The 21,093-nt window shown below is 65.6% G+C and carries 17 protein-coding genes; 6 read left to right on the top strand and 11 right to left on the bottom strand.

Annotated elements, in window-relative coordinates:
• Positions 1-3 precede the first annotated feature (3 nt).
• The 5 genes from RRX38_RS04480 to RRX38_RS04460 all read left to right on the top strand — a co-directional run bounded on the left by RRX38_RS04480 (position 4) and on the right by RRX38_RS04460 (position 5,522).
• The gene (locus RRX38_RS04480) at positions 4-1,242 is read left to right on the top strand and encodes a styrene monooxygenase/indole monooxygenase family protein (protein ID WP_315961711.1); all 1,239 of its coding nucleotides are present in this window, start codon (positions 4-6) and stop codon (positions 1,240-1,242) included.
• 39 nt (positions 1,243-1,281) lie between these two features.
• Positions 1,282-1,812, top strand: coding sequence for a flavin reductase family protein (locus RRX38_RS04475; protein WP_295474738.1), 531 nt, complete (start codon positions 1,282-1,284; stop codon positions 1,810-1,812).
• Positions 1,813-1,851: 39 nt separating this feature from the next.
• Positions 1,852-2,790: a transporter gene (locus RRX38_RS04470; RefSeq protein WP_295474736.1), complete on the top strand. Its 939-nt coding sequence runs from the start codon at positions 1,852-1,854 to the stop codon at positions 2,788-2,790.
• A 47-nt stretch (positions 2,791-2,837) separates the two neighbouring features.
• Positions 2,838-4,340 (top strand): methyl-accepting chemotaxis protein, encoded by a 1,503-nt coding sequence (locus tag RRX38_RS04465; RefSeq protein WP_315961710.1) that lies wholly within the window; start codon positions 2,838-2,840, stop codon positions 4,338-4,340.
• A gap of 141 nt (positions 4,341-4,481) precedes the next feature.
• Complete coding sequence (locus tag RRX38_RS04460) at positions 4,482-5,522, top strand: alpha/beta hydrolase family protein (protein WP_295474731.1); 1,041 nt, start codon at positions 4,482-4,484, stop codon at positions 5,520-5,522.
• 174 nt (positions 5,523-5,696) lie between these two features.
• On the opposite strand, the gene RRX38_RS04455 is transcribed toward RRX38_RS04460, so the two are convergent.
• From RRX38_RS04455 to glgA, 10 genes are all read right to left on the bottom strand, one after another.
• Positions 5,697-6,350 carry a glycosyltransferase gene (locus RRX38_RS04455; RefSeq protein ID WP_315961709.1) on the bottom strand — a complete coding sequence of 218 codons (654 nt, stop codon included), beginning with the start codon at positions 6,348-6,350 and terminating at the stop codon, positions 5,697-5,699.
• Positions 6,319-6,945: a class I SAM-dependent methyltransferase gene (locus RRX38_RS04450; RefSeq protein WP_315961708.1), complete on the bottom strand. Its 627-nt coding sequence runs from the start codon at positions 6,943-6,945 to the stop codon at positions 6,319-6,321. The genes RRX38_RS04455 and RRX38_RS04450 overlap by 32 nt, the downstream gene beginning before the upstream one ends.
• Entirely contained in the window at positions 6,942-7,712 is a 771-nt protein-coding gene (locus RRX38_RS04445; RefSeq protein ID WP_315961707.1) for a PIG-L family deacetylase, read from the bottom strand. The genes RRX38_RS04450 and RRX38_RS04445 overlap by 4 nt, the downstream gene beginning before the upstream one ends.
• On the bottom strand, positions 7,709-8,710 hold the full coding sequence (locus tag RRX38_RS04440; RefSeq protein WP_315961706.1) for an acyl-CoA dehydrogenase: 1,002 nt from the start codon (positions 8,708-8,710) through the stop codon (positions 7,709-7,711). Before RRX38_RS04440 ends, RRX38_RS04445 begins: the two co-directional genes overlap by 4 nt.
• A gap of 5 nt (positions 8,711-8,715) precedes the next feature.
• Positions 8,716-10,887, bottom strand: coding sequence for a glycogen debranching protein GlgX (gene glgX, locus RRX38_RS04435; RefSeq protein ID WP_315961705.1), 2,172 nt, complete (start codon positions 10,885-10,887; stop codon positions 8,716-8,718).
• 148 nt (positions 10,888-11,035) lie between these two features.
• Positions 11,036-11,392, bottom strand: coding sequence for a DUF2934 domain-containing protein (locus RRX38_RS04430; RefSeq protein WP_315961704.1), 357 nt, complete (start codon positions 11,390-11,392; stop codon positions 11,036-11,038).
• Positions 11,393-11,409: 17 nt separating this feature from the next.
• A complete protein-coding gene (locus tag RRX38_RS04425; RefSeq protein WP_315961703.1) occupies positions 11,410-14,196 on the bottom strand; it encodes a malto-oligosyltrehalose synthase in 2,787 nt (928 codons plus the stop codon).
• On the bottom strand, positions 14,193-16,271 hold the full coding sequence (malQ, locus tag RRX38_RS04420; RefSeq protein ID WP_315961702.1) for a 4-alpha-glucanotransferase: 2,079 nt from the start codon (positions 16,269-16,271) through the stop codon (positions 14,193-14,195). The genes RRX38_RS04425 and malQ overlap by 4 nt, the downstream gene beginning before the upstream one ends.
• Positions 16,261-18,075, bottom strand: a complete 1,815-nt coding sequence (treZ, locus tag RRX38_RS04415) for a malto-oligosyltrehalose trehalohydrolase (RefSeq protein WP_315961701.1) — start codon at positions 18,073-18,075, stop codon at positions 16,261-16,263. Before treZ ends, malQ begins: the two co-directional genes overlap by 11 nt.
• Before the next feature lie 17 nt (positions 18,076-18,092).
• The gene (glgA, locus tag RRX38_RS04410; protein WP_315961700.1) at positions 18,093-19,691 is read right to left on the bottom strand and encodes a glycogen synthase GlgA; all 1,599 of its coding nucleotides are present in this window, start codon (positions 19,689-19,691) and stop codon (positions 18,093-18,095) included.
• Between the two features lie 564 nt (positions 19,692-20,255).
• On the opposite strand from glgA, the gene RRX38_RS04405 reads away from it, so the two are divergent.
• Positions 20,256-20,747, top strand: a complete 492-nt coding sequence (locus RRX38_RS04405) for a GNAT family N-acetyltransferase (protein ID WP_315961699.1) — start codon at positions 20,256-20,258, stop codon at positions 20,745-20,747.
• 88 nt (positions 20,748-20,835) lie between these two features.
• Here RRX38_RS04405 and RRX38_RS04400 read toward each other — a convergent pair whose 3' ends face one another.
• On the bottom strand, positions 20,836-21,006 hold the full coding sequence (locus RRX38_RS04400; protein ID WP_295474695.1) for a DUF6026 family protein: 171 nt from the start codon (positions 21,004-21,006) through the stop codon (positions 20,836-20,838).
• Positions 21,007-21,093: the final 87 nt, after the last annotated feature.

Raw genomic sequence — 21,093 nt, 5'->3', positions numbered from 1 at the left:
AAAATGCGTCGTATCGCTATCGTGGGAGCCGGCCAGGCCGGTCTGCAATTGGGCTTGGGACTGCTGGACAAAGGTTACGAAGTCACCCTGGTGACCAACCGCACCGGTGAGCAGATTCGCGCCGGCAAGGTGATGTCCAGCCAGTGCATGTTCCACAGCGCCTTGCAGACCGAGCGTGACCAGGGGCTGAATTTCTGGGAAGAACAGTGTCCGGCCGTGGAAGGGATCGGCCTCAATGTCGTCAATCCCGAGGTGCCGGGCCAGTCGCTGTTCAGCTGGAGCGCACGGCTGGAGCGCTACGCGCAGTCGGTGGACCAGCGCCTGAAGATGCCCGTGTGGATGGAAGCGTTCACCCGGCGCGGCGGCGAGCTGCGCATCGAAGACGTCGGCATCGCCGAGCTGGAGGGCTTGTCGGCCAGCCATGAGCTGGTGCTGCTGGCCGCCGGCAAGGGCGAGGTGGTCAACCAGTTCGCCCGCGATGCGCAGCGCAGTGTCTACAGCGCGCCGCAACGCGCGCTGTCATTGACCTACGTGCAGGGCATGCGACCCATGTCGCCGTATTCGCGGGTGGCCTTCAACCTGATACCAGGCGTTGGCGAGTATTTCGTGTTTCCGGCGCTGACCCTCAATGGCCCCTGCGAAATCATGGTCTTCGAAGGCATTCCGGGTGGGCCGCTGGACTGCTGGCAGGGTATCACCAGCCCCGAGGAGCATCTGGCCAAGAGCCAGGAACTGGTGCGCCGCTACCTGCCTTGGGAAGCCGAGCGCTGCAGCGACCTGAGCCTGACCGACGACAACGGATTCCTCTCCGGGCGCTTCACCCCGACGGTGCGCAAGCCGGTGCTGACCCTGCCTTCGGGCCGCCCGGTGTTCGGTATGGCCGATGCTCTGGTGGTCAACGACCCGATCACCGGGCAGGGCGCCAACAATGCGGCCAAGTGCAGCAAGGTCTACCTCGACGCCATCCTCGCCCAAGGTGCAAGGCCTTTCACGGCGCAGTGGATGGAGCAGACCTTCGAGCAGTACTGGAGCTACGCCCGTCATGTCGTGGAGTGGACCAACACGCTGCTGCAGCCGCCTGCGACCCATCTGCTGCAACTGCTGGGTGCCGCCAGCGCCTCGCAGCCGCTGGCCAGCGTGATCAGCAACGGTTTCGATGACCCGCGCCAGTTCGCGCCCTGGTGGTTCGACGCCGGCCAGTGCCAGCACTTCATCCAGAAGATGAGCCAACAGGCCGCCTGACCCCACGCCAACCTGATGCCTGACGGAGTACCCCACACCATGAATTCCGCTACCCCTGCCGAACTGTTCGAAGTCCAGGACCGTGACGCCCGTGAACTGCGCAACCTGCTGGGCCAGTTCGCCACCGGTGTCACCGTGATCACCACCCGTACGGCCGATGGCCGCAACGTGGGCATGACCGCCAACTCCTTCTCGTCGGTGTCCCTGGACCCGCCGCTGGTGCTCTGGAGCCTGGCTCGCTCGGCCATGAGCCTCAACGATTTCCTCGGTGCCAGCCATTTCGCGATCAACATCCTGGGTGCGCATCAGCATGAGATTTCCGGGCAGTTCGCCCGCCCGGCCCCGGACAAGTTCGCGGGTGTGCCTTATGCCCTGGGCAAGGCCGACATGCCGGTGCTCGATGACGTGGTTGCCGCCCTGGTGTGCCGCAACGTCACCCAGTACGAGGGCGGCGACCACCTGATCTTCATTGGCGAGATCGAGCAATACCGATACAGCGGCGCAGAACCGCTGGTCTTCCACGCTGGCCGTTACCGGATCGCCGCCCAGCATCCGGCCCTGGCCCAGTAAGCCTGCCGTCACTTTCTTGCAGCAACGGGGACGCGAAACATGAAAAAGCGGCTTTCCACTTGTCTCTTCACCGCCGGCCTGGCCGGCGCACCGCTGGCCGGAGCCTATGATCTGCCGGCGCTCAACCTGGGCCTGACCAGTTTCATGGACGGTGGCCTGCCAGCCGGCGGTGGCTGGTACCTGCAACAGTATTTCCAGAACTACTCGGCCAACCATCTGCGCGATCAGGACGGCAAGGACCTGGGTCTGCCCAAGCATGAAATCGACTACCAGCTGTGGCTGACCCAGCTCAGCTACCTGTCGGACCTGCGTCTGGGCAATGGCAGCCTGGGATTGAACATGGTACTGCCGGTGCTGACGCGCATGAAGGTCGATGATGGCCTGGACAACCTGGCGCTCAAGGGGCAGGGCGGGGTGGGTGACCTGCTGATCGGCCCGTTCATCCAGTTCGACCCGGTGATGGGCCCTGACGGGCCACGCTTCGTGCAGCGCATCGAGCTGCAGGTCAACCTGCCCACCGGCGAGTATGACCGCGATCGCGACATCAACCCGGGCAACAATGCCTGGTCGTTCAACCCGTACTGGGCCGCCACCTACTGGTTCACGCCGAAATGGACCGCCTCGGTGCGCGCGCACTACCTGTACAACGGCAAGAACGACGAACCGGTGCGTTCGCTGGGCGATATCGACGACGTACAGGCTGGCCAGGCGCTGCACGCCAACTTCACGACCGAATACGCGGTCACCGAACACCTGCGTCTGGGCATCAACGGCTACTGGCTCAAGCAGATCAGCGACACGCGCTTCGACGGTCACGACGTCGCGGGGCGCCGGGAAAAGGTCTGGGCCATCGGGCCAGGGGTGATGTACAGCTTCTCGCCCCATGACCACCTGTTCGCCAATGCCTATTTCGAACAGGACGTCGAGAACCGTCCAGAGGGCAGCCGGCTTCAGGTGCGCTACGTCCATCACTTCTGATCTTCTGCCTGCCTGCGGGCAGGCCTCTTTTCTTGCGGGTGCAGGTTATGCAGGGTTCCACAATCGAGGCAGCCCTGGTCTGCCGCAGCGACCTCGCCGGTTGCATCCTTCAGTGCAGTGAAGCCTTCGCCCGCCTGCACGGCTACTCGGTCGAAGAATTGACCGGGCAGCCGTTCAGCCGCTTGCGGCATACCGATATGCCGACGGCGCTGTTCAGCCGCCTGTGGCGCCGCCTCGGGCAGCAGCGGCCCTGGCTGGGGCTGGTATGCAACCGCAGCCGGGAGGGCGTGGCCGTGTGGCTGAACCTGTACATCAAGCCGGTCTATGGCGCTGCGGGCGTGGAGGGTTATGGTGCCGTTTACCTTCCGGCCAGCAGCGAGCAGATCCGCCGCGCACAGCGCCTGTATGCCCGTTGGCGCCTGCACGGGCCGCAGGGGGCCTGGCTGGCCAGAGGCGCGTCACTGCTGAGCGGCGCGGCGGCGTTGCTGGCGCTGGGATTCATCTGGCCGCAAGCGTCGCTGGCCCTGGCCGCCGCGCTGGCAGGCTGGGCCGGCCACGCCGGGTACCGAAACCGGCAGCTTGCCCAGTTGCTGGAGCGTCACCCCAAGGTGCATGCCGACCATGCCCTGGCGCAGATCTATGGCGGCCCCGGTGCCGATGCCAGCCTGGACATGGCCTTGCTCAGCGCCGAGGCCCGCCTGCAGACCGCGCTGGCGCGCATTGGCCTGGGCAGTACGCGAATCGAGCAGCACATGACCGAGCTGGTGGCGTTGATCGCGGCCGAAGCACAGCGGCTGGCGCACCAGCGCGCCGAGTCGGAGCAGTCCGTGGTGGCGCTCACCGAGATGGCCGCGACCATCCAGGACGTGTCGCGCAACCTGCATGACAGCACCGATGCCACCCGGCAGGCCCTGCAGTTGTCCGGCCAGGGCCAGCAATTGTCCGGGCGCAGCCTGGCAGCGATGCAGCGGTTGGCCACCGCAGTGGCAGACATCAGCCGCGCCGCCGAGCAGATGGCCGCGTCCACCGAGGCGATCAGCAGCATGACCGACATCATCAGCTCGATCGCCGCGCAGACCAACCTGCTGGCGCTCAATGCGGCCATCGAGGCGGCGCGGGCTGGCGAAGCGGGGCGCGGCTTCAGCGTGGTGGCCGATGAAGTACGCCTGCTGGCCAGCCGCACGCAACAGGCCACGCTGGATATTCAGCCGCTGCTGCAGGACTTCCGCCAGCATACCGAGCGCGCGGTGATGCTGACCCGTGAAGGACAGGTGTTCGCCGAGCAGGGCCGTATCGCGGTGGGCTCGGTGAATGACAGCTTCGAAGGGGTGAACAGGGCCCTGGAGCAGATTTTCGACACCAGCGCACAGATCGCCAGCGCCATGGAACAGCAGGGCCAGGTTGCCCAGGACCTGAATCGCCAGGTGATGGCGATGGCCGAGCTGTCGAGTCTGAGTGCGGCAAAGGCCGTGGAGGGCCAGCGCATCAGCCAGGCCATCGACGGGCAGATCGCGGCCCTGCGTCAGCTGGCGGAACGTTTCGACCGCTGAACCGGCGCTGAAGAGAATCGCCAAGTCGACGCAGAGTGGCCCGGGTTGTGCACTAATTGATGAGGTCTGGTGTCTCAACACCGTGACACGCCGTCTATCCGTGCTGACGGCTGGAAAGCGCAACCTAGAGGGGATACCACCATGCTGCGTCTGTGTGCAGTAATGCTGTTATGTCTGCTCGACGGCATCGTTTCGGTGCAGGCCAGCGCCGATGACGACTGGAGCGTCGGCTTCCATGTGCTGCATTTTCCCGATCCGCTGGACGAGCAGACGATGCACGCCATCGCCTTCTACCCCTCGACGGCCGAAAGCGAGGTCAGTGACCTGCGCGGTTATCAGGTCGAGGCGGGACGCGACCTGCCGGTGGCCATGGGGCGTTTCCCGTTGCTGATGCTGTCGCATGGCAATACCGGTACGCCGCTGGCCATGCATGATCTGGCGACGGCACTAGCGCATCAGGGGTTCGTGGTGGTGGCGGTGGTGCACCCTGGCGACAACGATCGCGACCACAGCCGACTGGGCAGCCTGAGCAATCTGTACGGGCGCCCGCTGCAGATCTCGGCGGCGATCACCGCCGCGCTGGACGATGCGCTGCTGTCGCCTTACCTCAGTGCCAGCCAGGTCGGGGTCATCGGCTATTCGGCCGGCGGCGAGACGGCATTGATCCTCGCCGGTGCGCAACCGGACCTGCAACGCCTGCGTCGTTACTGCGAGGAGCGTCCTGATGACCAGGACGCCTGCAAGACCCGCGGCTGGCTGCTCGCCGACCGCGAAGACCTGCATGCCGAGGCCGATCCGCGGGTGGCGGCGCTGCTGCTGATGGCACCCCTGAGCCTGAGCTTCGGTCGTCAGACCCTCAGTAGCGTGCACGTTCCGGTGCTGATGTACGCCGGCGACAGCGACCACCTGCTGGCGCCGGAGATGAACGCTGAGGCCCTGGCCCGCAAACTGCCGCAGGCGCCCGATTACAAGCGCCTGGCCGGGGCCGGGCATTTCGTGTTCATGGCGCCGTGCAGCGATGAACAGCGCGCCAGGATGCCGGTACTGTGCACCGACCCGGAAGGTGTCGACCGGGTGGACATCCATCGCACCCTGAGCACCGAGGCCGGGCAGTTCTTCAGCCAGGTCCTGGGCACGCCGGAAAGCGATCGCGCCGGTATGCAGACCGCGCGTCATCTGTAGGAGCCGCTTCAGCGGCGAAAATACACGCTATCGCTGCAAATGGTCGGTCAGACCGGGTAGGAGCGGCTTCAGCCGCGAATTGAGCGCATGTTCACAGCAGATGCAGTGAATTTCCTCGCGATTTCGCGGCTGAAGCCGCTCCTACAGGCCTTTCGTCGCGTCATCGGCGGCCGTTCAGGCCGGCAGCGAGCGCAGGTAGTCGCCGAAACCGCCTTGCGCGCGGGGGTCGAGGCGGGCGCTGGTGATCACCCTGGGGCGGCAGCTCCAGGCAATGCGCGCGCCGGTAAGCTCCAACTGGCGAACCAGATGCACGTCCTCATGACAGCTCAACGCGGGAAAGCCGCCTGCGCCCCGATAGGCCTGGGCACTGAAGCCCAGGTTGGCGCCGTGGATGTGCCGATGCCCGTCGCGCTGCTGGTAGCGGCGATGGTATTCGGCCCGGGCGTCGGCAGGATAATCCTCATGCCAGTCATCAGGAGTCACCGTACCGCACACCGCATCGGCCTGCAGCGCCAGTTGCTCATACAACCAGTCATCGGCCACCCGGCTGTCGCCGTCAGTGCAGGCGAGCCAGCGTGCGCCCTGGTCGAGCAACGCCAGGGCGCCGGCGCGACGAGCTTGGCCCACATTGCGCGCATTGACCTCCAAGGTCATCACTCCGCGATTGCGGGCGATCATCGCCGAAGCGTCGGTGCAGCTGTCCAGTATCACCAGAATCTGCACAGGCTCACCTAGCAGGCCGGGATGCACCGCTGCCAGCTGCACGCTGGCCAGGCACAGGTTCAGGTGTCGTTCTTCATTGTGGACAGGGATAAGCACGCCGATCATGGTCGAACTCCTGTTGCGCTATTGAAGCCGCCTCGTGGCCGAAGACTTCCAGCAGGAAGTCCGGCTCGCGGTGCGTGCAGATCCGTTGCAGGGGCAGGTACTCGCCAAGGATGCGGTGAACCTGTTCGGCGTCCAGTGGGCAACCCTCAATGTGCGGCCGCCAGTGGCAAGCCAGCAGTTGCCCGTCGTCGCTGAGCGAGGCCACGGCATGCTGGAGCAGGGCGTGCAGGTCGTGCTCGTCGAGGTAGTAACACAGCTCGCTGAGCACGATCAGGTCGAAGGGCCCCGGTGGCCAGTCCTGCGGCAGGCGGCCTTGCATCACGCTGGCGTGTGGAAAGGCTGCCAGGCGCTTGCGGGCCAGCTCCACGGCGCGGGGCGAGGTGTCACAGCCCAGCAGGCGGCCGCAACGGCTGGCCAGCTCCGCGCTAAGCTCACCATTGGCGCAGCCCGGCTCGAATACCGAGCGATAGTGCGCGCGTGGCAGGCACGACATGGTCAGGGCACGCTTGCGACGTTCATACCAGCGCTGGCGAAACGACCAGGGATCGTCGTTATCGCGAAACAGCGCCTCGAAATACTCGTCGGTCACGCTCATAGCAGCACCACTTCGAAAGGTTGCAGCAGGCGCGCCAGGGCCCAGTCGGGCAGCACCGGATCCAGGCCGATACCGGGGTCACCCACCCGCTGGCTGAAAAAGGCGTGCGCTGCCTGGCGCTTGAGCTCCAGCAAGGCGGGGTCGAGCAGCACCTTGCGCGCGCGTTCCCAAGGCACGCGCGGGTCTTCCGGGGTCGCCCAATGCCAGGCCCACAAAGGAAACTCCACCAAGCGCGCGCCGCTGTGCAGGCAGGCGCTTGCGCAGGCGCGGCCGGTCGCCTCGTGATCAGGGTGGCCGTCGCCGCTCCAGGTGGTGAACACCACGTCGGTGACTTGCAAGTGCTCCAGCAGCAGCGTCTCCAGCTCAGTCAGGTGAGCGGCCACGGCGCCATCCGGCAAGCCGGCGCGCCGCCACTGCAGGTCATCGGGCAAGCCCAGCAGGCGCAGGGCTTCGGCGCTTTCCCGGGGGCGTTCATGGGCCAGGCGTTGTTCCGGCCACAACGACGAACCAGGATGGCTGGCGGTGCCGTCGGTGACCGAAATCAGCAGGATCGGGCGCTGCAACTGCTGCAACTGGCTCATCAGCCCGCCACAGCCCAGCACTTCGTCATCCGGGTGCGGAGCGACGATCACTGCCCGGCAGCCGGCGGGCACCAGCAGGTCGGCGCTGGTGGCCGGTAGCGCCGCCAGTTTTGCCGAGCCTTGCCAGGCCGAGAGTGGAGTACCGCGTGCTTCAGGTTCACTGCCTACTACGAACCCTTCAGTCATAGGCGCCAGTCCCGCGTCGAGTCGTGGTCGATAGCCAGTTTGCCCAGCACCGCCAGGTCCCGCTCGGCGTGGCTCTGGCGCAGGAACACCGGCAGGTCGGCGGCCAGGCGGGCAAAGCGGGCATTCTTGCAATAGGGGCCGGCGCCGAGGGCACGGCCAACATGCGCGATGACCTCCTCGACGCAGGCTTCGACGCTGGCCCGGCAGCGCCGCGCCAGTTGTTCGCAATCATCAACGGGGCGGTCGTCGAGCTGGCGGGCGGCGCCCTGCAGAACCCGGGCGGCACTGTACAGCGCGGCATCCACGGCCCCCAGGTGGGCCAGCGCATGGGGTTCTTCGCGGCCACCGAGTTGTTCTGGCAGGTGCAGGGCCAATGCCCGCGCCGCGCCATACCAGCAGGCGGCGATACCTACCGCGCCATGCCAGAAGCCCGGACGGTTCAGGTAGTCCCCCGGCTCGCCGACCGCCCAGCCCATGGCGCGTTCGAAGCGCACCTCGACACTGGCAGTGGCATCCATGCCCACCGCGCACCAGCCGTTTTCCGTCACCTCTACGCCGGCCTGGGCGAGCGGTACCGCCACCAGTTGCTGGCGCTCCTGCTCGTCCCAGGCGGTGACCAGCGCATGGCTGAGTACCGCCGCGCCGCTGCACCAGGCTTTCAGGCCATCGAGCTGCACAGCCTGCGGCGTGCCGCTGACCCGCAGGCGGGCCTGCGGTGGTTCGGCGGCCCACATGCCCCAGGTGGAACCCTGAGGCACGGCGGGGGCGGCGAGTTCGTGCATGATCGCCAGCGCATCGGTGTGCCCTTCGTACAGCTTGCACAGCCGCAGGTCCTGGCCCGCGACACTGGCCAGCGCCTGCCAGCGCGCCAGCGTCTGCCCACCGGCTGGCAACGGCAGCTCGGCCAGACCCATGCGCACCATCTCCCGCAGGCTCTCGCCCAGCTCGGCGCAGCCGGCCTGGGTGAAGTCACGCTCGCTGAAGAAGGACTCGAGCATGGCGGTCACTCCTGGTCTTCGTGCTGCACGCCGAACAGCAACAGGGACCGCGGCGTGACGGTGTAGCGCGTGCCGAAATCCAGACGCTGCTTACGCGGGGTGTCCTCCAGGTTGGTGTCGATCAGGCAGGTGTAGTGCGTGCCCTCCGGCACCTCCGGCAGGGTGAAGTCCACGCCTTCGTGGTGGGCGTTGACCACCAGCAGCAGGGTGGCGTCCGAGCCGGGACGACGAATACCGGTTTCCTGGGCACGGCCGTCCATCAGCATGCCCAGGCAACGGCCGTTGCGGTCATGCCATTGCTCGACGCTCATCTCATTGCCGTCCGGGGCCAGCCAGGTCACGTCCTTGACGCCGATCTCCTCGTTGTAGTCGCCGACCAGGAAGCGGCTGCGGCGCAGGATCGGGTAGCTCTGGCGCAGCTTGATCACGCGCTTGACGAACTTCAGCAGGGCCTCGCCGTCGCTGTCGAGGTTCCAGTTCACCCAGCCGATCTCGCTGTCCTGGCAGTAGGCGTTGTTGTTGCCGTGCTGGGTGCGGGCGAACTCGTCGCCGGCGACCATCATTGGCGTGCCCTGGGCCAGTAGCAGGGTGGCGAAGAAGTTGCGCATCTGGCGCAGGCGCAGGGTGTTGATCTCGACGTCATCGGTGGGGCCTTCGACGCCATGGTTCCACGACAGGTTGTTGTTGCTGCCGTCCTGGTTGTTCTCGTCGTTGGCTTCGTTGTGCTTGTCGTTGTACGAGACTAGGTCATGCAGGGTGAAGCCGTCGTGGGCGGTGATGAAGTTCACCGAGGCCTGTGGCCGGCGCCCGCGCTGGTTGAACATGTGCCCCGAAGCGGTCAGGCGTGCGGCGAAATCGGCCAGCTGACCCTCATCGCCCTTCCAGAAGGCGCGCACGGTGTCGCGGAACTTGTCGTTCCATTCCATCCAACCCGGCGGGAAGCCGCCGACCTGATAGCCGCCGGGGCCACAGTCCCAGGGTTCGGCGATCAGCTTCACCTGGCGCAGCACCGGGTCCTGGCGGCAGGCGACCAGGAAGCTGTGGCGCTCGTCGAAACCGTCGTGGTAGCGGCCCAGAATGGTTGCCAGATCGAAGCGGAAGCCGTCGACGTGCATCTCCGAGGCCCAGTAGCGCAGCGAGTCGGTGACCATCTGGAGCACGCAGGGGTGGCTGAGGTCCAGGGTGTTGCCGGTGCCCGAATCGTTGATGTAGTAGCGCTTGTCGTCGGGCATCAGGCGGTAGTAGGAGGCGTTGTCGATACCGCGCATCGACAGGGTCGGGCCCAGTTCGTTGCCTTCGGCGGTGTGGTTGTAGACCACGTCGAGAATCACCTCCAGTCCGGCCTTGTGGAAGTGCGCGACCATTTCCTTGAACTCGGCGATCTTGCCGTGGGCCAGGTAGCGCGGGTCCGGAGCGAAGAAGGCGATGCTGTTGTAGCCCCAGTAGTTGGTCATGCCCTTCTGCAACAGGTGCTGGTCGTTGACGAAGGCATGGATCGGCAGGAACTCCACCGACGTGACGCCCAGCTTGCGAACGTGGTCGATGACCTCCGGCACCTTCAGGCCGAGGAAGGTGCCCTTGAGCTCTTCCGGCACCGCTGGGTGCAGTTTGGTGTAACCCCGTACGTGGGTTTCATAGAGGATGGTCTTGTCCCAGGGGGTGCCGACCCGCTGGTCACGGCCCCAGGTGTAGGCCGGGTCGATGACCTTGCTCTTGGGCACGAAGGGCGCGCTGTCGCGTTCGTCGAAGCTCAGGTCGCCATCCGCGTGGCCGATGGTGTAGCCGAACAGCGACTCGGACCATTTCAGCTGACCGACCAGTTGCTTGGCATAGGGGTCGATCAACAGCTTGTTGGGGTTGAAACGGTGGCCGTTGCGCGGATCGTAGGGGCCGTGTACGCGATAGCCGTAGACCAGCCCCGGATGCGCGTCGGGCAGGTAGCCGTGATAGATCTCGTCGGTGTATTCGGGCAGCTCGATGCGCTCAAGCTCGATCTCGCCGGTGGCATCGAACAGGCATAGCTCGACCTTGGTGGCGTTGGCGGAAAACAGCGCGAAATTGACGCCCAGGCCGTCCCAGTTGGCGCCCAGGGGGAAGGGCAGTCCTTCGCGAATACGCGGGCCCAAGGGTTTGTACTCAGCAGTGTCGGGGGCATTTTTCTGGGACGAGGTGCTCATGGTGATTTCCTGAAAACAGATGAATTCCGGGCGGCCGAAACCAATGCCATCGCCAACGGGCGCGGCACGGCTGAACTGGACAATGTGTTGAAGGGTGCCGCAGGGTCGATGGCCCCTCGCAGGGCCTGACGCTGCGGCACCGCCGGGGTCAAGAGGCGGCGGGCTTGCGCGGTTTTTTCACCGCGGCAGGCTTGGCTGTTTCGCCGCTGGCGGCGGCAGGTGCCGGCTTTGGCTTGGCGGCAGGTTTCGCGGTGGCCTTGGCGGCTGGCTTGGCAGCGCTGGCGGTCTTGGGCTTGGCCGCCGGCTTGGTGTCGGCGGGGCCATCGACCTTGGGCAGCTTCGGCTTGCTGGCGCTGCGTGCTGCGGTCTTGTCAGGGGCCAGCGCTTCGGCCTCGGCCAGCTTGCGGGCCATTTCCCAATGACGCGCATCCTGGCCGTGGGGCCGACCCTCCGATTCCCATATCTGATACGCAAATTCGCGGATTCTCTTTTCGTCGGCACTCATCTCGACACTCCCGGGTATCACTGGTTTTGAATGAACAGGTTTACGGAAAATTCCTTGAGCGCTGTGCTGAGCGGCAGCTCCTTATCGCTCATGGCCAGACGTTCGCCGAACAGGCCTTGCCAGGTCCGACCAGGTTCGGCGAAGGGCAGCGCAATCCGCGTGTCGCCCCAGCTATCGGCCTGTATGAATGGAGTTGGCGCATTCCCCAATAGTTCAGAGAAAGTGCGCGGCACGATCACGATGGCCCGCTGGCCTTCAGCCACACGAGCGAAGGCCAGCACCTGCGCGGCATGCTGGCCGCTGACCTGAAGCGGTACATAGTCGCCCCTGGCGAACAGCTCGGGGTGCGCGGCGCGTTGCTGCAAGGCCCTGGCGATGAGCACCTGTTTGACCTGGCCATTGCGCCAGTGGCTCAGCAGCTCGGCCGCCGAGCCTTGCTCTGCCAGTGCCTGGCGGCGCAGGCCGTAGTCCACCGGGCGGCGATTATCCGGGTCGACCAGGCTGAAGTCCCAGAACTCGGCACCCTGGTAAAGGTCGGGCACGCCGGGTACGGTCACGCGCAGCAGCGCCTGGGTCAGGCTGTTCAGCGCGCCAGCCACGGCGATGCGCTGCGCAGTGGCGCCCAGCGACTGACGCAGCGACTGGGCTTCGTCGGCCAGCAGCAGGCGTTCCAGGAAGCCGCGGCAGGCACTTTCATAGGCCTGGTTGGGCGCCGACCAGTTGCTCTGCAGCTTGGCTTCGCGCAGGGCCTTTTCCTGCCAGCGCAGCAGGCGTTCCAGGTATTCCCGGGTCGCCGCCTCGCCTCCAAGCTCCAGCGGCCAGCTGCCCAGCAGCGCCTGGTAGAGCATCAGTTCGTCGCCACCACTGATGAGCACGTCGCCGTCCTTGAGCGGCTGTGCCAGCTGCCGCCAGCGCTCGACCTGCTCGCCGTACCAGCCGGCAAGCTCGCTGAGCACCGCCAGGCGCGCACGGGTGTCTTCGCCGCGCTTGTGATCGTGGGTGGCGGTGGCCAGCAGGTTGTCGGGGAACTGTGCCAGGCGTTGCTGGCAGGCCTGGTGAAACGCCTCGGGCGAGGCGCTGAAGTGCCCTGGATGGAAGCCTACGTCGTTGCGCGACAGCAGCACCGCCGAGCGATAGAACGAGGTGTCTTCCACCGATTTGGCGGCTACTGGCGAGGTCAGCTGCTGGAAGCGCACGCAGGCGTTGCGGTAAAGCTTGCGCAGCTTGCCTCTGGGCAGCGAACGCCAGGCAGTGCCGCCCAACCAGCGCTGCAGCCAGTCGAGCACCGGCCAGTCACCTTCGTTCAGGGTATTGCGCGCGCCCTCCATGGCCTGCTGGAAGACGCGTTCGTCTTCACGACTGCGGCCGCACACGCTGATGTAGGTGCGGTACACCGGAAAATGGCAGACCAGGGCCAAGAGTGCGCGACGGATCGCGCCCAAGGTCAGGTCGCGGCTCATCAGGTCGCTGCGTGCCACTTGCAGCAAGGCCTGGGCGACATTTTCGAAATCGCCGGCCAGGCTGCCATGCAACACCAGGTCGCGGGCCACCCGTTCCTCGTCGGCGAAGCAGGCGCTGCGTTCGCTGATGCGGCTCCACAGTTCAGCCAGTGGCGCCTCGCCGTCCGGATCGTGTTGCAGCAGCGACACCTGGTTCATGAATTCGTAGCCGGTGGTGCCGTCCACGCCCCAATCCTGGCGCAGGCTTTCGTCGGCGCCGAGGATCTTTTCGACATAGATCGGCAGGTGTTCGAGGCGCGCCTCTTCCGGCCGCTGGGCCAGCAGGCCCTGAACACGACGGCGCAGTTTGCGGCAGTAGCCACGCGGGTCGGCCAGACCGTCGACGTGGTCGATACGCAGGCCGTCCACCAGGCCCTCGGCGACCAGTTGGAAGATCTTGCCGTGGGTGGCCTCGAACACTGCCGGGCGTTCGACGCGCAAGCCGCCCAGTTCGTTGATGTCGAAGAAGCGCCGCCAGTTGATGTCATCGCCGGCGGTACGCCAGCTGGCCAGCCGGTAATGCTGGTCCTCGAGCAACCGATGCAGGCGCTGGAAACCCTCGGGCTGGCGTGAGTCGAAGCGTTCCAGGGCCTGTTGCGCGGCCTTGGCGGCCGCCGGATCGCGCAGGCGCTCGGTCAGCTTGTGGCGCAGTTGCCGTGCTCGCTCATAGGCCTGAGGAAATTCCGCCAGCGCGTCGAATGCCTCTGCCAGGGTCTGCAGGCCGTCGTCGCCACAGCCCTTGAACACGGCGCCATAGCTGGTGGGGCAGATCGGGAAGTGATGCTCGTAATGCTCGATGTACAGGCGCCCGGCCTCGGCATCCAGGCGCAACGGGATCTCCCCGGCCTGCAGCGCGGCACCGTAGTCGCTGCCGAGGAACGGCAGCAGCAGTTGGCCCTTGAGCAGCGGGTCTGGCGAGTGCCACTGGATGTCGAAGAAGCTCGCATAGGGGCTGCCGCGCCCCCATTCCAGCAGGTCCAGCCACCAGGGGTTGTCGGCACCGCCGACCGCCATGTGGTTGGAGACGATATCGAGAATCAGCCCCATGCCGTGCTCGCGCAGGGTCGCCACCAGGCGGCGCAGGGCGTCTTCGCCGCCCAGTTCGGGGTTGATCAGGGTCGGGTCGACCACATCGTAGCCGTGCATCGAGCCGGCCCTGGCCTTGAGCAGCGGCGACGCATAGAGGTGGCTGATGCCCAGGCTGGCGAAGTAGGGCACCCATTCGACGGCGTCGTCGAGGGTGAAGCCTTTGTGGAACTGCAGGCGTTGGGTGGCACGCAGAGTCATTGGGGGGTGGGGGTTCATCGGTCACGCTCCGCAGCTTGCTGACGCGCCTGGGAAAGCAGTTCCAGGCGTCGGGCAGCGTCTTCCTGGTCCAGCAGGGTGTGGCTGGCGGCGGGCAGTCGGCGCCGCCAGTTGGGATGGCTGTCTACCGTGCCCGGCAGGTTGGCCTGCTCCAGCACGCCCAGGGCATCTTCGACCGGCAGCAGCACCAGCGGCGCGCGGGTGTGCCCCAGGTAACGGATGCTGGCATCGATGATCAGCGCGCTGTCCTCGGTGTCAGCCGCAAAGCCTTGGTTGTTCTGGCTCAAGGCATGGCGCAGGCCGTCGTATTCGCGGCTGCGCTCTTCACGCCAGTGGCGTTCGGCCTGGGCATCGACATGCCCCAGGCGGCTGTGCCACTCGATGTCCAGCTCGTTGATCCAGCCGGCCAGGGTCGGCAGGTCGTGGGTGCTGGTGGTGGCCAAGGCATCGGCAGACCAGTCGAGAATCGGCTTGAACTGGCCATGCTGCTGTTCGAACAGCAAGACGCGCATGCCCAGAATGGCGCGGCTCGACAGCTTGTCATGCAAGCCTTCGGGCACCGTGCCGAGGTCTTCGCCGAGCACGATCGCCTTGTGCCGCCAGGACTCCAGGCACAGCAGACGCAGCATGTCGTCCAGCGGGAAATTGAGGTAGGCGCCTTCCTTGGGCGACGCGCCGACCGGGATCACCCACAGGCGTTGCAGGCCCATCACATGGTCGATACGCAGCCCGCCGGCATGCGCGAAGCTGGCCCGCAGCATCTCGATGAAGGCACGAAAGCCGTTGCGCTTGAGACCTTCGGGCGAAAACGCCGAGATGCCCCAGCTCTGCCCCTGGCGGTTGAGCACGTCCGGTGGCGCGCCTACGGTGAGCGCCGAAAGCAGCTCGTCCTGGCGGCTCCAGGCCTGGCTGCCGGCGCCATCGGCACCCACGGCCAGGTCAGCGATCAGGCCGATACGCATGCCGGCGGCACGGGCGGCGGTCTGGGTGCGCTCCAGGCCGCGGGCGATCAGCCATTGCACGAAGGCGTGAAAGCCGATGTCCCCCGCGTGGGCGGCGGCGAACAGCGATACCGCCTGGCTGCGCGGCTGCTTGAAATCTTCCGGCCATTCGTGCCAGTTGGCGCTGATGTTCAGGCTGGCGGCGGACTCGCGAATGGCTTCGAAACGGCAGTGATTCTCCAGGGCTTCGCCACCGGCGTGGCGGAAGCTGGCGAAGTCCTCCTGCAAGGGATGCGTGCCGGCACTGAACGCCTCGTAGAGCTTGCGCAGGGCCCGCCATTTGGCGGCGGCCGCCGCTGGCCAGTCGATCAGTGGCAACGCTTCAAGGCGCTGCAACTCGTCGGCCACGCCACTGTCTTCGATGGCCTGGCGCCAGGCGCGTTCGCCGAGCAGGGTGCCGGGGGAGGCGTACAGCGCATTGAAAAACAGTCGGCTGGAAGGCGAGTAGGGGCTGTAGCGCTGCGGGTCGTCGGCGAACATCGCGTGCATCGGGCTGATCGCCAGGGCGTCGGCGCCGCGTTCACCGGCGCTGCGCACCAGGTTCTCAAGGGCCTGGGTATCACCGAACCCGCCGTCACCTTCACGGCGCAGGCTGTAGACCTGAGTGGTCAGGCCCCAGGCCCGCGGGGTGTCGTCCTTGCAGGCCATGGCCATGCTGTAGCAGGTGCGTGGTGCCACGGCGATGGTCAGCTGCTGGCCATCGATCTCCAGTTGTTGGTAGCCCACCGGTGCCAGAGCCGGCAACACGGCCTGCGCATCCAGCACCGAGTTGATCGACGCACCGTCTTCCAGATGCAGGGTGAATGGCGTATGCGGGGCGAACCAGGCCGACAGGTTCAGGGGGCTGTCAGCGTCGACGGTCAGCAGCGGCGGGGCGCTGCCACCGTGGCGTTCGGTCTGCAGGCGCTGCAGGCTGGCGTCGATGGCTTCGCGGCTGCCGGCCGGGTAGCCGAGGGCTTCGAGTACGTTGCACAACACTTCGGGGCTGACGGTCTGCGGGCGGGCGTTGGCGTCGACCCAATGCACCGACACACCCACTGCGGTCGCCAGTTTCTCCAGTTGCTCATTGCTCATCCTGAATCTCCGCTGAGTCTTGCTGCGACAGGCTGACAATGGCCGTCCAGGGTTCGAGGACACCGTGTTGCGAAGGTTCTGTCGAATGTGCCGGGCTGCGCCACAGGCAGCGTTCGGCCGCCGGGCGCGGCAGGGCGAGCGGCTGTGCGCCAAGGTTCAGATCGATGCGCAGCACCTGGCCATCGCCCATGCGCCAGCGTGCGCTGACCGCGCCATCGGCGAGCACTTCGGTGCCCAGGGCGAAGGCGCCGGGCAGGCGCGGAATGATCTCGGCATGGCGGATCTGCAGCAGCTGCTGGTAGAGCGCCAGCCACTGGCGGTGCTCCAGGCCTTGGTCGGTTTCCAGGTCGAGTGCCGCCAGGGCCGGGCGTGAGGCCTCGAAGGTGCGTGGGTCGTTGGGGTCGGGAATCGCTTCGCGGCGCTGTGGATCGTTGAAGGCCGCGAAGTCGGCGAATTCGTTGCGACGGCCTTCGCGCACCGCATCGGCCAGCTCGCCATGGTGGCTGGTGAAGAACAGGAAGGGCTCGCTGGCGGCCCATTCATCGCCCATGAACATCAGCGGAATCATCGGCGCCAGCAACAGCAGCGCGGTGGCCGCCTGCAGCGCCTGCGCCGGTGCCAGGCGTGGCAGGCGCTCGCCCAGGGCGCGGTTGCCGATCTGATCGTGGTTCTGCAGGAACAGCACGAAGGCCGTGGGAGGCAGGTGCGCACTGGGCTCGCCGCGCGCTTCGCCATGCCGATTGGCCTGGCCCTGGTAGACGAAGCCTTCGCTGAGCAGTCTTGCCAGCTTGCGTGTCGGTTGCTGGGCGAAGTCCTGGTAGTAGGCGTCGGTTTCGCCGGTCAACAGGACGTGCAGGGTGTTATGGCCATCGTCGTTCCACTGCGCATCGAAGCCTTCCTCCAGCAGGCCGGCCTGGTTGAATTCGTTCTCCAGGTTCAGCCATACATGGCGGCCCGGCTCGATGGCCGCGCGCACCTGGCGGGCGAAGTCCTTGAGAAACTGCGGGTCGTTGATGGCGTGCACGGCGTCCATGCGCAGGCCGTCGAAGCGGTACTCGTTGAGCCACATCAGTGCGTTGTCGATGAAGTAACGGCGCACTTCGGGCCGACGAAAATCGATGGCGGCGCCCCAAGGCGTATGGATGTCTTCGCGGAAGAACTCCCTGGCGTACTCGCCCAGGTAGTTGCCGTCGGGGCCGAAGTGGTTATAGACCACGTCGAGAATGACCATCAGCCCCAGGCCGTGAGCGGTATCGACGAGCTGCTTGAGCTGTTCGGGTGTGCCATACGAGGCCTGCGGCGCATAGGGCAGCACGCCGTCGTAGCCCCAGTTGCGGTCGCCGGGGAACTGCGCCAGCGGCATCAGCTCGATGGCCGTGATGCCCAGGGCCGCCAGGCGCGGCAGTTGCCGCTCGACGCCGGCGTAGCCGCCCAGGGCGCCGACGTGCAGTTCGTAGATGATTGCCTCGTGCCAGGGCCTGCCTTGCCAGGTGCTGTGCTGCCAGGCGTAAGCGGCAGGGTCGACGACCCGGCTGGACGTGTGCACGTCGCCGTTCTGCGCCCTGGAGGCAGGGTCAGGCACTTCGAGGCGCTGGTCGATGGCGAAGCGATAACCCGTGCCGGCACTGCAGGCGGCTTCCAGGACGAACCAGCCATCAGCCAGGGCCGGCATCGCCAGCCGCTGACCGTCGTCCAGAACCAGAGAAACTTCCTTCGCATCCGGTGCCCAGAGGGCGAAACGCGTGTGTTGCGGGTCCAGTAGAACGGCGCCGTGGCGCCAGTCAGGTTCTGTACGCAGTGGCATCCGTGACCTCATCGATTTCAGTAGTGCAGGGCGACACCCAGGTTTTTCTTCAGCAGCTCCCGGTACAGCTCGGCATAGGGTTCCACGGCTTGCTGCCAGTTGAACGGCGCGGCCATGGCGCGGCAGCGCATGGCGTTGAGCAGTGCCGTGTTGTCGAAGACCTTGAAGGCCCGGTTCAGCGCTTCGGTGTAGCTCTCGACGGTGGACTCGTCGAACAGGAAGCCGGTGACGCCATCCTCGATGGTGTCGGCCAGGCCGCCGGTGTTGCGGGCCACGGGCAGCGAACCGAAGCGCTGGGCGTACATCTGGCTCAGGCCGCAGGGCTCGTAGCGCGACGGCATGAGCAGGAAGTCGCTGCCGGCGAACATGCGGCGTGCATCGGTTTCGTTGAAGCCTACGCGCACGCTGATGCGGCCGGGGAAGCGCGCTGCCAGGTCCCGCATGGCCTGTTCTTCCTCGGGTTCGCCGCGACCGATAATGGCAATCTGGCCGCCCTTGGCGACGATGTGTTCGGCCACACCGATGGTCAGGTCCAGGCCCTTCTGGTAGACCAGCCGCGAGACCACGGCGAACAACGGGCCTTTGGAAGGCTCCAGTTCGAACAGTTCACGAACGTAGTCGGCGTTGATTTCCTTGCGCAGCCATTCATTGGGCGCGAAGTGGCAGATCAGATGCTTGTCGGTGGCCGCATCCCAGCTGGCGTCGATACCGTTGGGGATGCCGCTGAGCTGACCTTTGTCGGCCTTGCTCTGCAGGAAGCCTTCCAGGCCACAACCGAAGGCCGGGGTGGTGATCTCCCGGGCATAGGTGGCGCTCACCGTGGTGATGTGGCTGGCGTAGGCCATGCCGGCCTTGATGAACGACAGCTTGCCGTAGAACTCCATGCCGTCGGGGGTCATGGCCTGCTCGGGAATGCCCAGTTCAGGCGCGACGGTGGGGCTGACGGTGCCCTGGTAGGCTAGGTTGTGGATGGTGAAGATGCTTGGCGTGTCCTGGCCGCGCCAGCGCATGTAGGCTGGGGCCAGGCCGGCAGGCCAGTCATGGGCATGCACCAGCTCCGGGCACCATTGGGTTTTCACCGCACCAGCGGCGAACTCCGCGGCGGCCAGGCCCAGGCGGGCGAAGCGGATGTGGTTGTCCGACCAGTCGCGGCCATGGCTGTCGCCATAAGGGGTGCCTTCACGCTCGTACAGTTCAGGGCAGATCAGCACATAGATGACCAGCCCGTCCTTCATGTCCATGCGGCCGATCTTGCACGGCGGCAGGGCGGCATGGCCGCCCAGGGAACTGATGATGTGGATCGGGTTGCCACTGTTGATGACCTGCGGGTAGCCGGGGATCAGCACGCGTACGTCATGCAAGTGGCGCATGGCCCGCGGCAGGGCAGCGGACACGTCGCCCAGGCCGCCGGTTTTCACCAGGTCGGCCATTTCCGATGTCACGAACAGCACCTTGCGGCGGTTGACCTGCGAGATGCTGTGTTCTGGCAGTTGGGGTGTGGTGGGAAGGTGAAGTACTGGCATCTGGGGCCTGCCCAGTAGTGGTAGATGATTCAGCTCGCCGGCCGGCTGACCAAAACTCTCTCCCTGATGGGTTTTCACAGCGGCGCTTATCATCGTGTTCTCCCGTTGAATCTCAGTGTGTTTGCAGCTTCGTGCGTGCTTCCGGCCAGGTCCTATGGCCCAGTGCACTAGGTCACGCAAGATCAATACCCGTTTTGCTGTCTACCGCAGCTTCAAGGACAGGGTGATGACACCGATTACGAGGTCATCCCTCAGCATAGGCGTGTCTAAGAAGATGACCCGGCGGTTTTTCAGAAGTTTCGACTTTTTTATGCCGAAATGTCTGGCATGCGCCTTGGCGGTCGACGGGCATACGCATTTGTGTGGTAGGCAGCCGGTGAACTGCACCCAAGAGTGCCGGGGCAGAGGCCATCATGGAGGCGACGACCGGTCGTCGGATCGGGTCCGCAGGTGCCCGATACCGGGGCGGGCGTGAGCGTCAGCGGGGCATGTTGAGTGCGCGATGATTTCCTATGCCTTTTCACAGGGCACATCGAGCGCGATTCTTGTGCACGTGTCGAAAATTCCTACGTAACGATTGGAATACAGTCATCAAGGACGCGTTAGAATCGCCGGCCGAGCAAGCTCGGAAGCACATGATTCGAATCGAGGAAGACAATGCAAAGCCCTGAGGTGCTGGTCCTGCAAGCAAGCTACACCAATCCGGTTCATGCCGATGCGATCGGTGAAATGCTGAACCACTATGCCGAAGATGTCATGGGCGGTGGGCAGTCGCTGCCAGCCGATATCCGCGAGCAACTGGCCAGTGAGCTGGCCAAGCGCCCCCATGCGTTCAGTGTACTGGCGTTCGTCGCTGGCGAGCCGGTGGGTCTGGTCAACTGCTTCGAAGGCTTCTCCACGTTCGCCTGCCGGCCGCTGGTCAACATTCATGACGTGGTCGTGCTGCACAGCCATCGCGGCCAGGGCATCAGCCAGAAGATGCTCGCCAAGGTCGAGGAGATCGCCCGGCAGCGCGGTTGCTGCAAGCTGACTCTGGAGGTGCTGGAAGGCAACGAGGCGGCGCAGGCGGCGTATCGCAGGCAGGGTTTCGACGATTATCAGCTGGATCCGCAGATGGGGCGGGCGCTGTTCTGGCAGAAGGGGCTCTGAAGCTTCTGAAGCCGACGGCTTCGAACGGCCCGTGGACGCGGGCCGGGAAGGGCGGTGGCAGGCTGTTCGAGCCTGCCGGGCAGCGGGATCAGGCCAGGGCCTTGTCCGGACCACCGAACTGGGACTGTTCCAGCAGGCGGGTCATCTGGGTGAGCTTGTGCTGCAACTGGGCGCGTTCTTCTTTGAGGGCGCGCAGCTCGTCGCGGCGGATGGTGACATACAGGGTTTGTGGTGCAAGTGCTGGCAGTAAAGTACCCATTGCTTACCTCGCAAATGGCGGTTTCAACGTCAGAAAGGCTCTTGGCAATGACTATCGATCCCCGACCAGCCGCTGCTCGTCCCCTCT

The sequence above is a fragment of the Pseudomonas sp. DTU_2021_1001937_2_SI_NGA_ILE_001 genome (assembly GCF_032463525.1).
Lineage (GTDB): Bacteria > Pseudomonadota > Gammaproteobacteria > Pseudomonadales > Pseudomonadaceae > Aquipseudomonas.
This window is presented reverse-complemented; position numbering and strand designations above follow the sequence as displayed.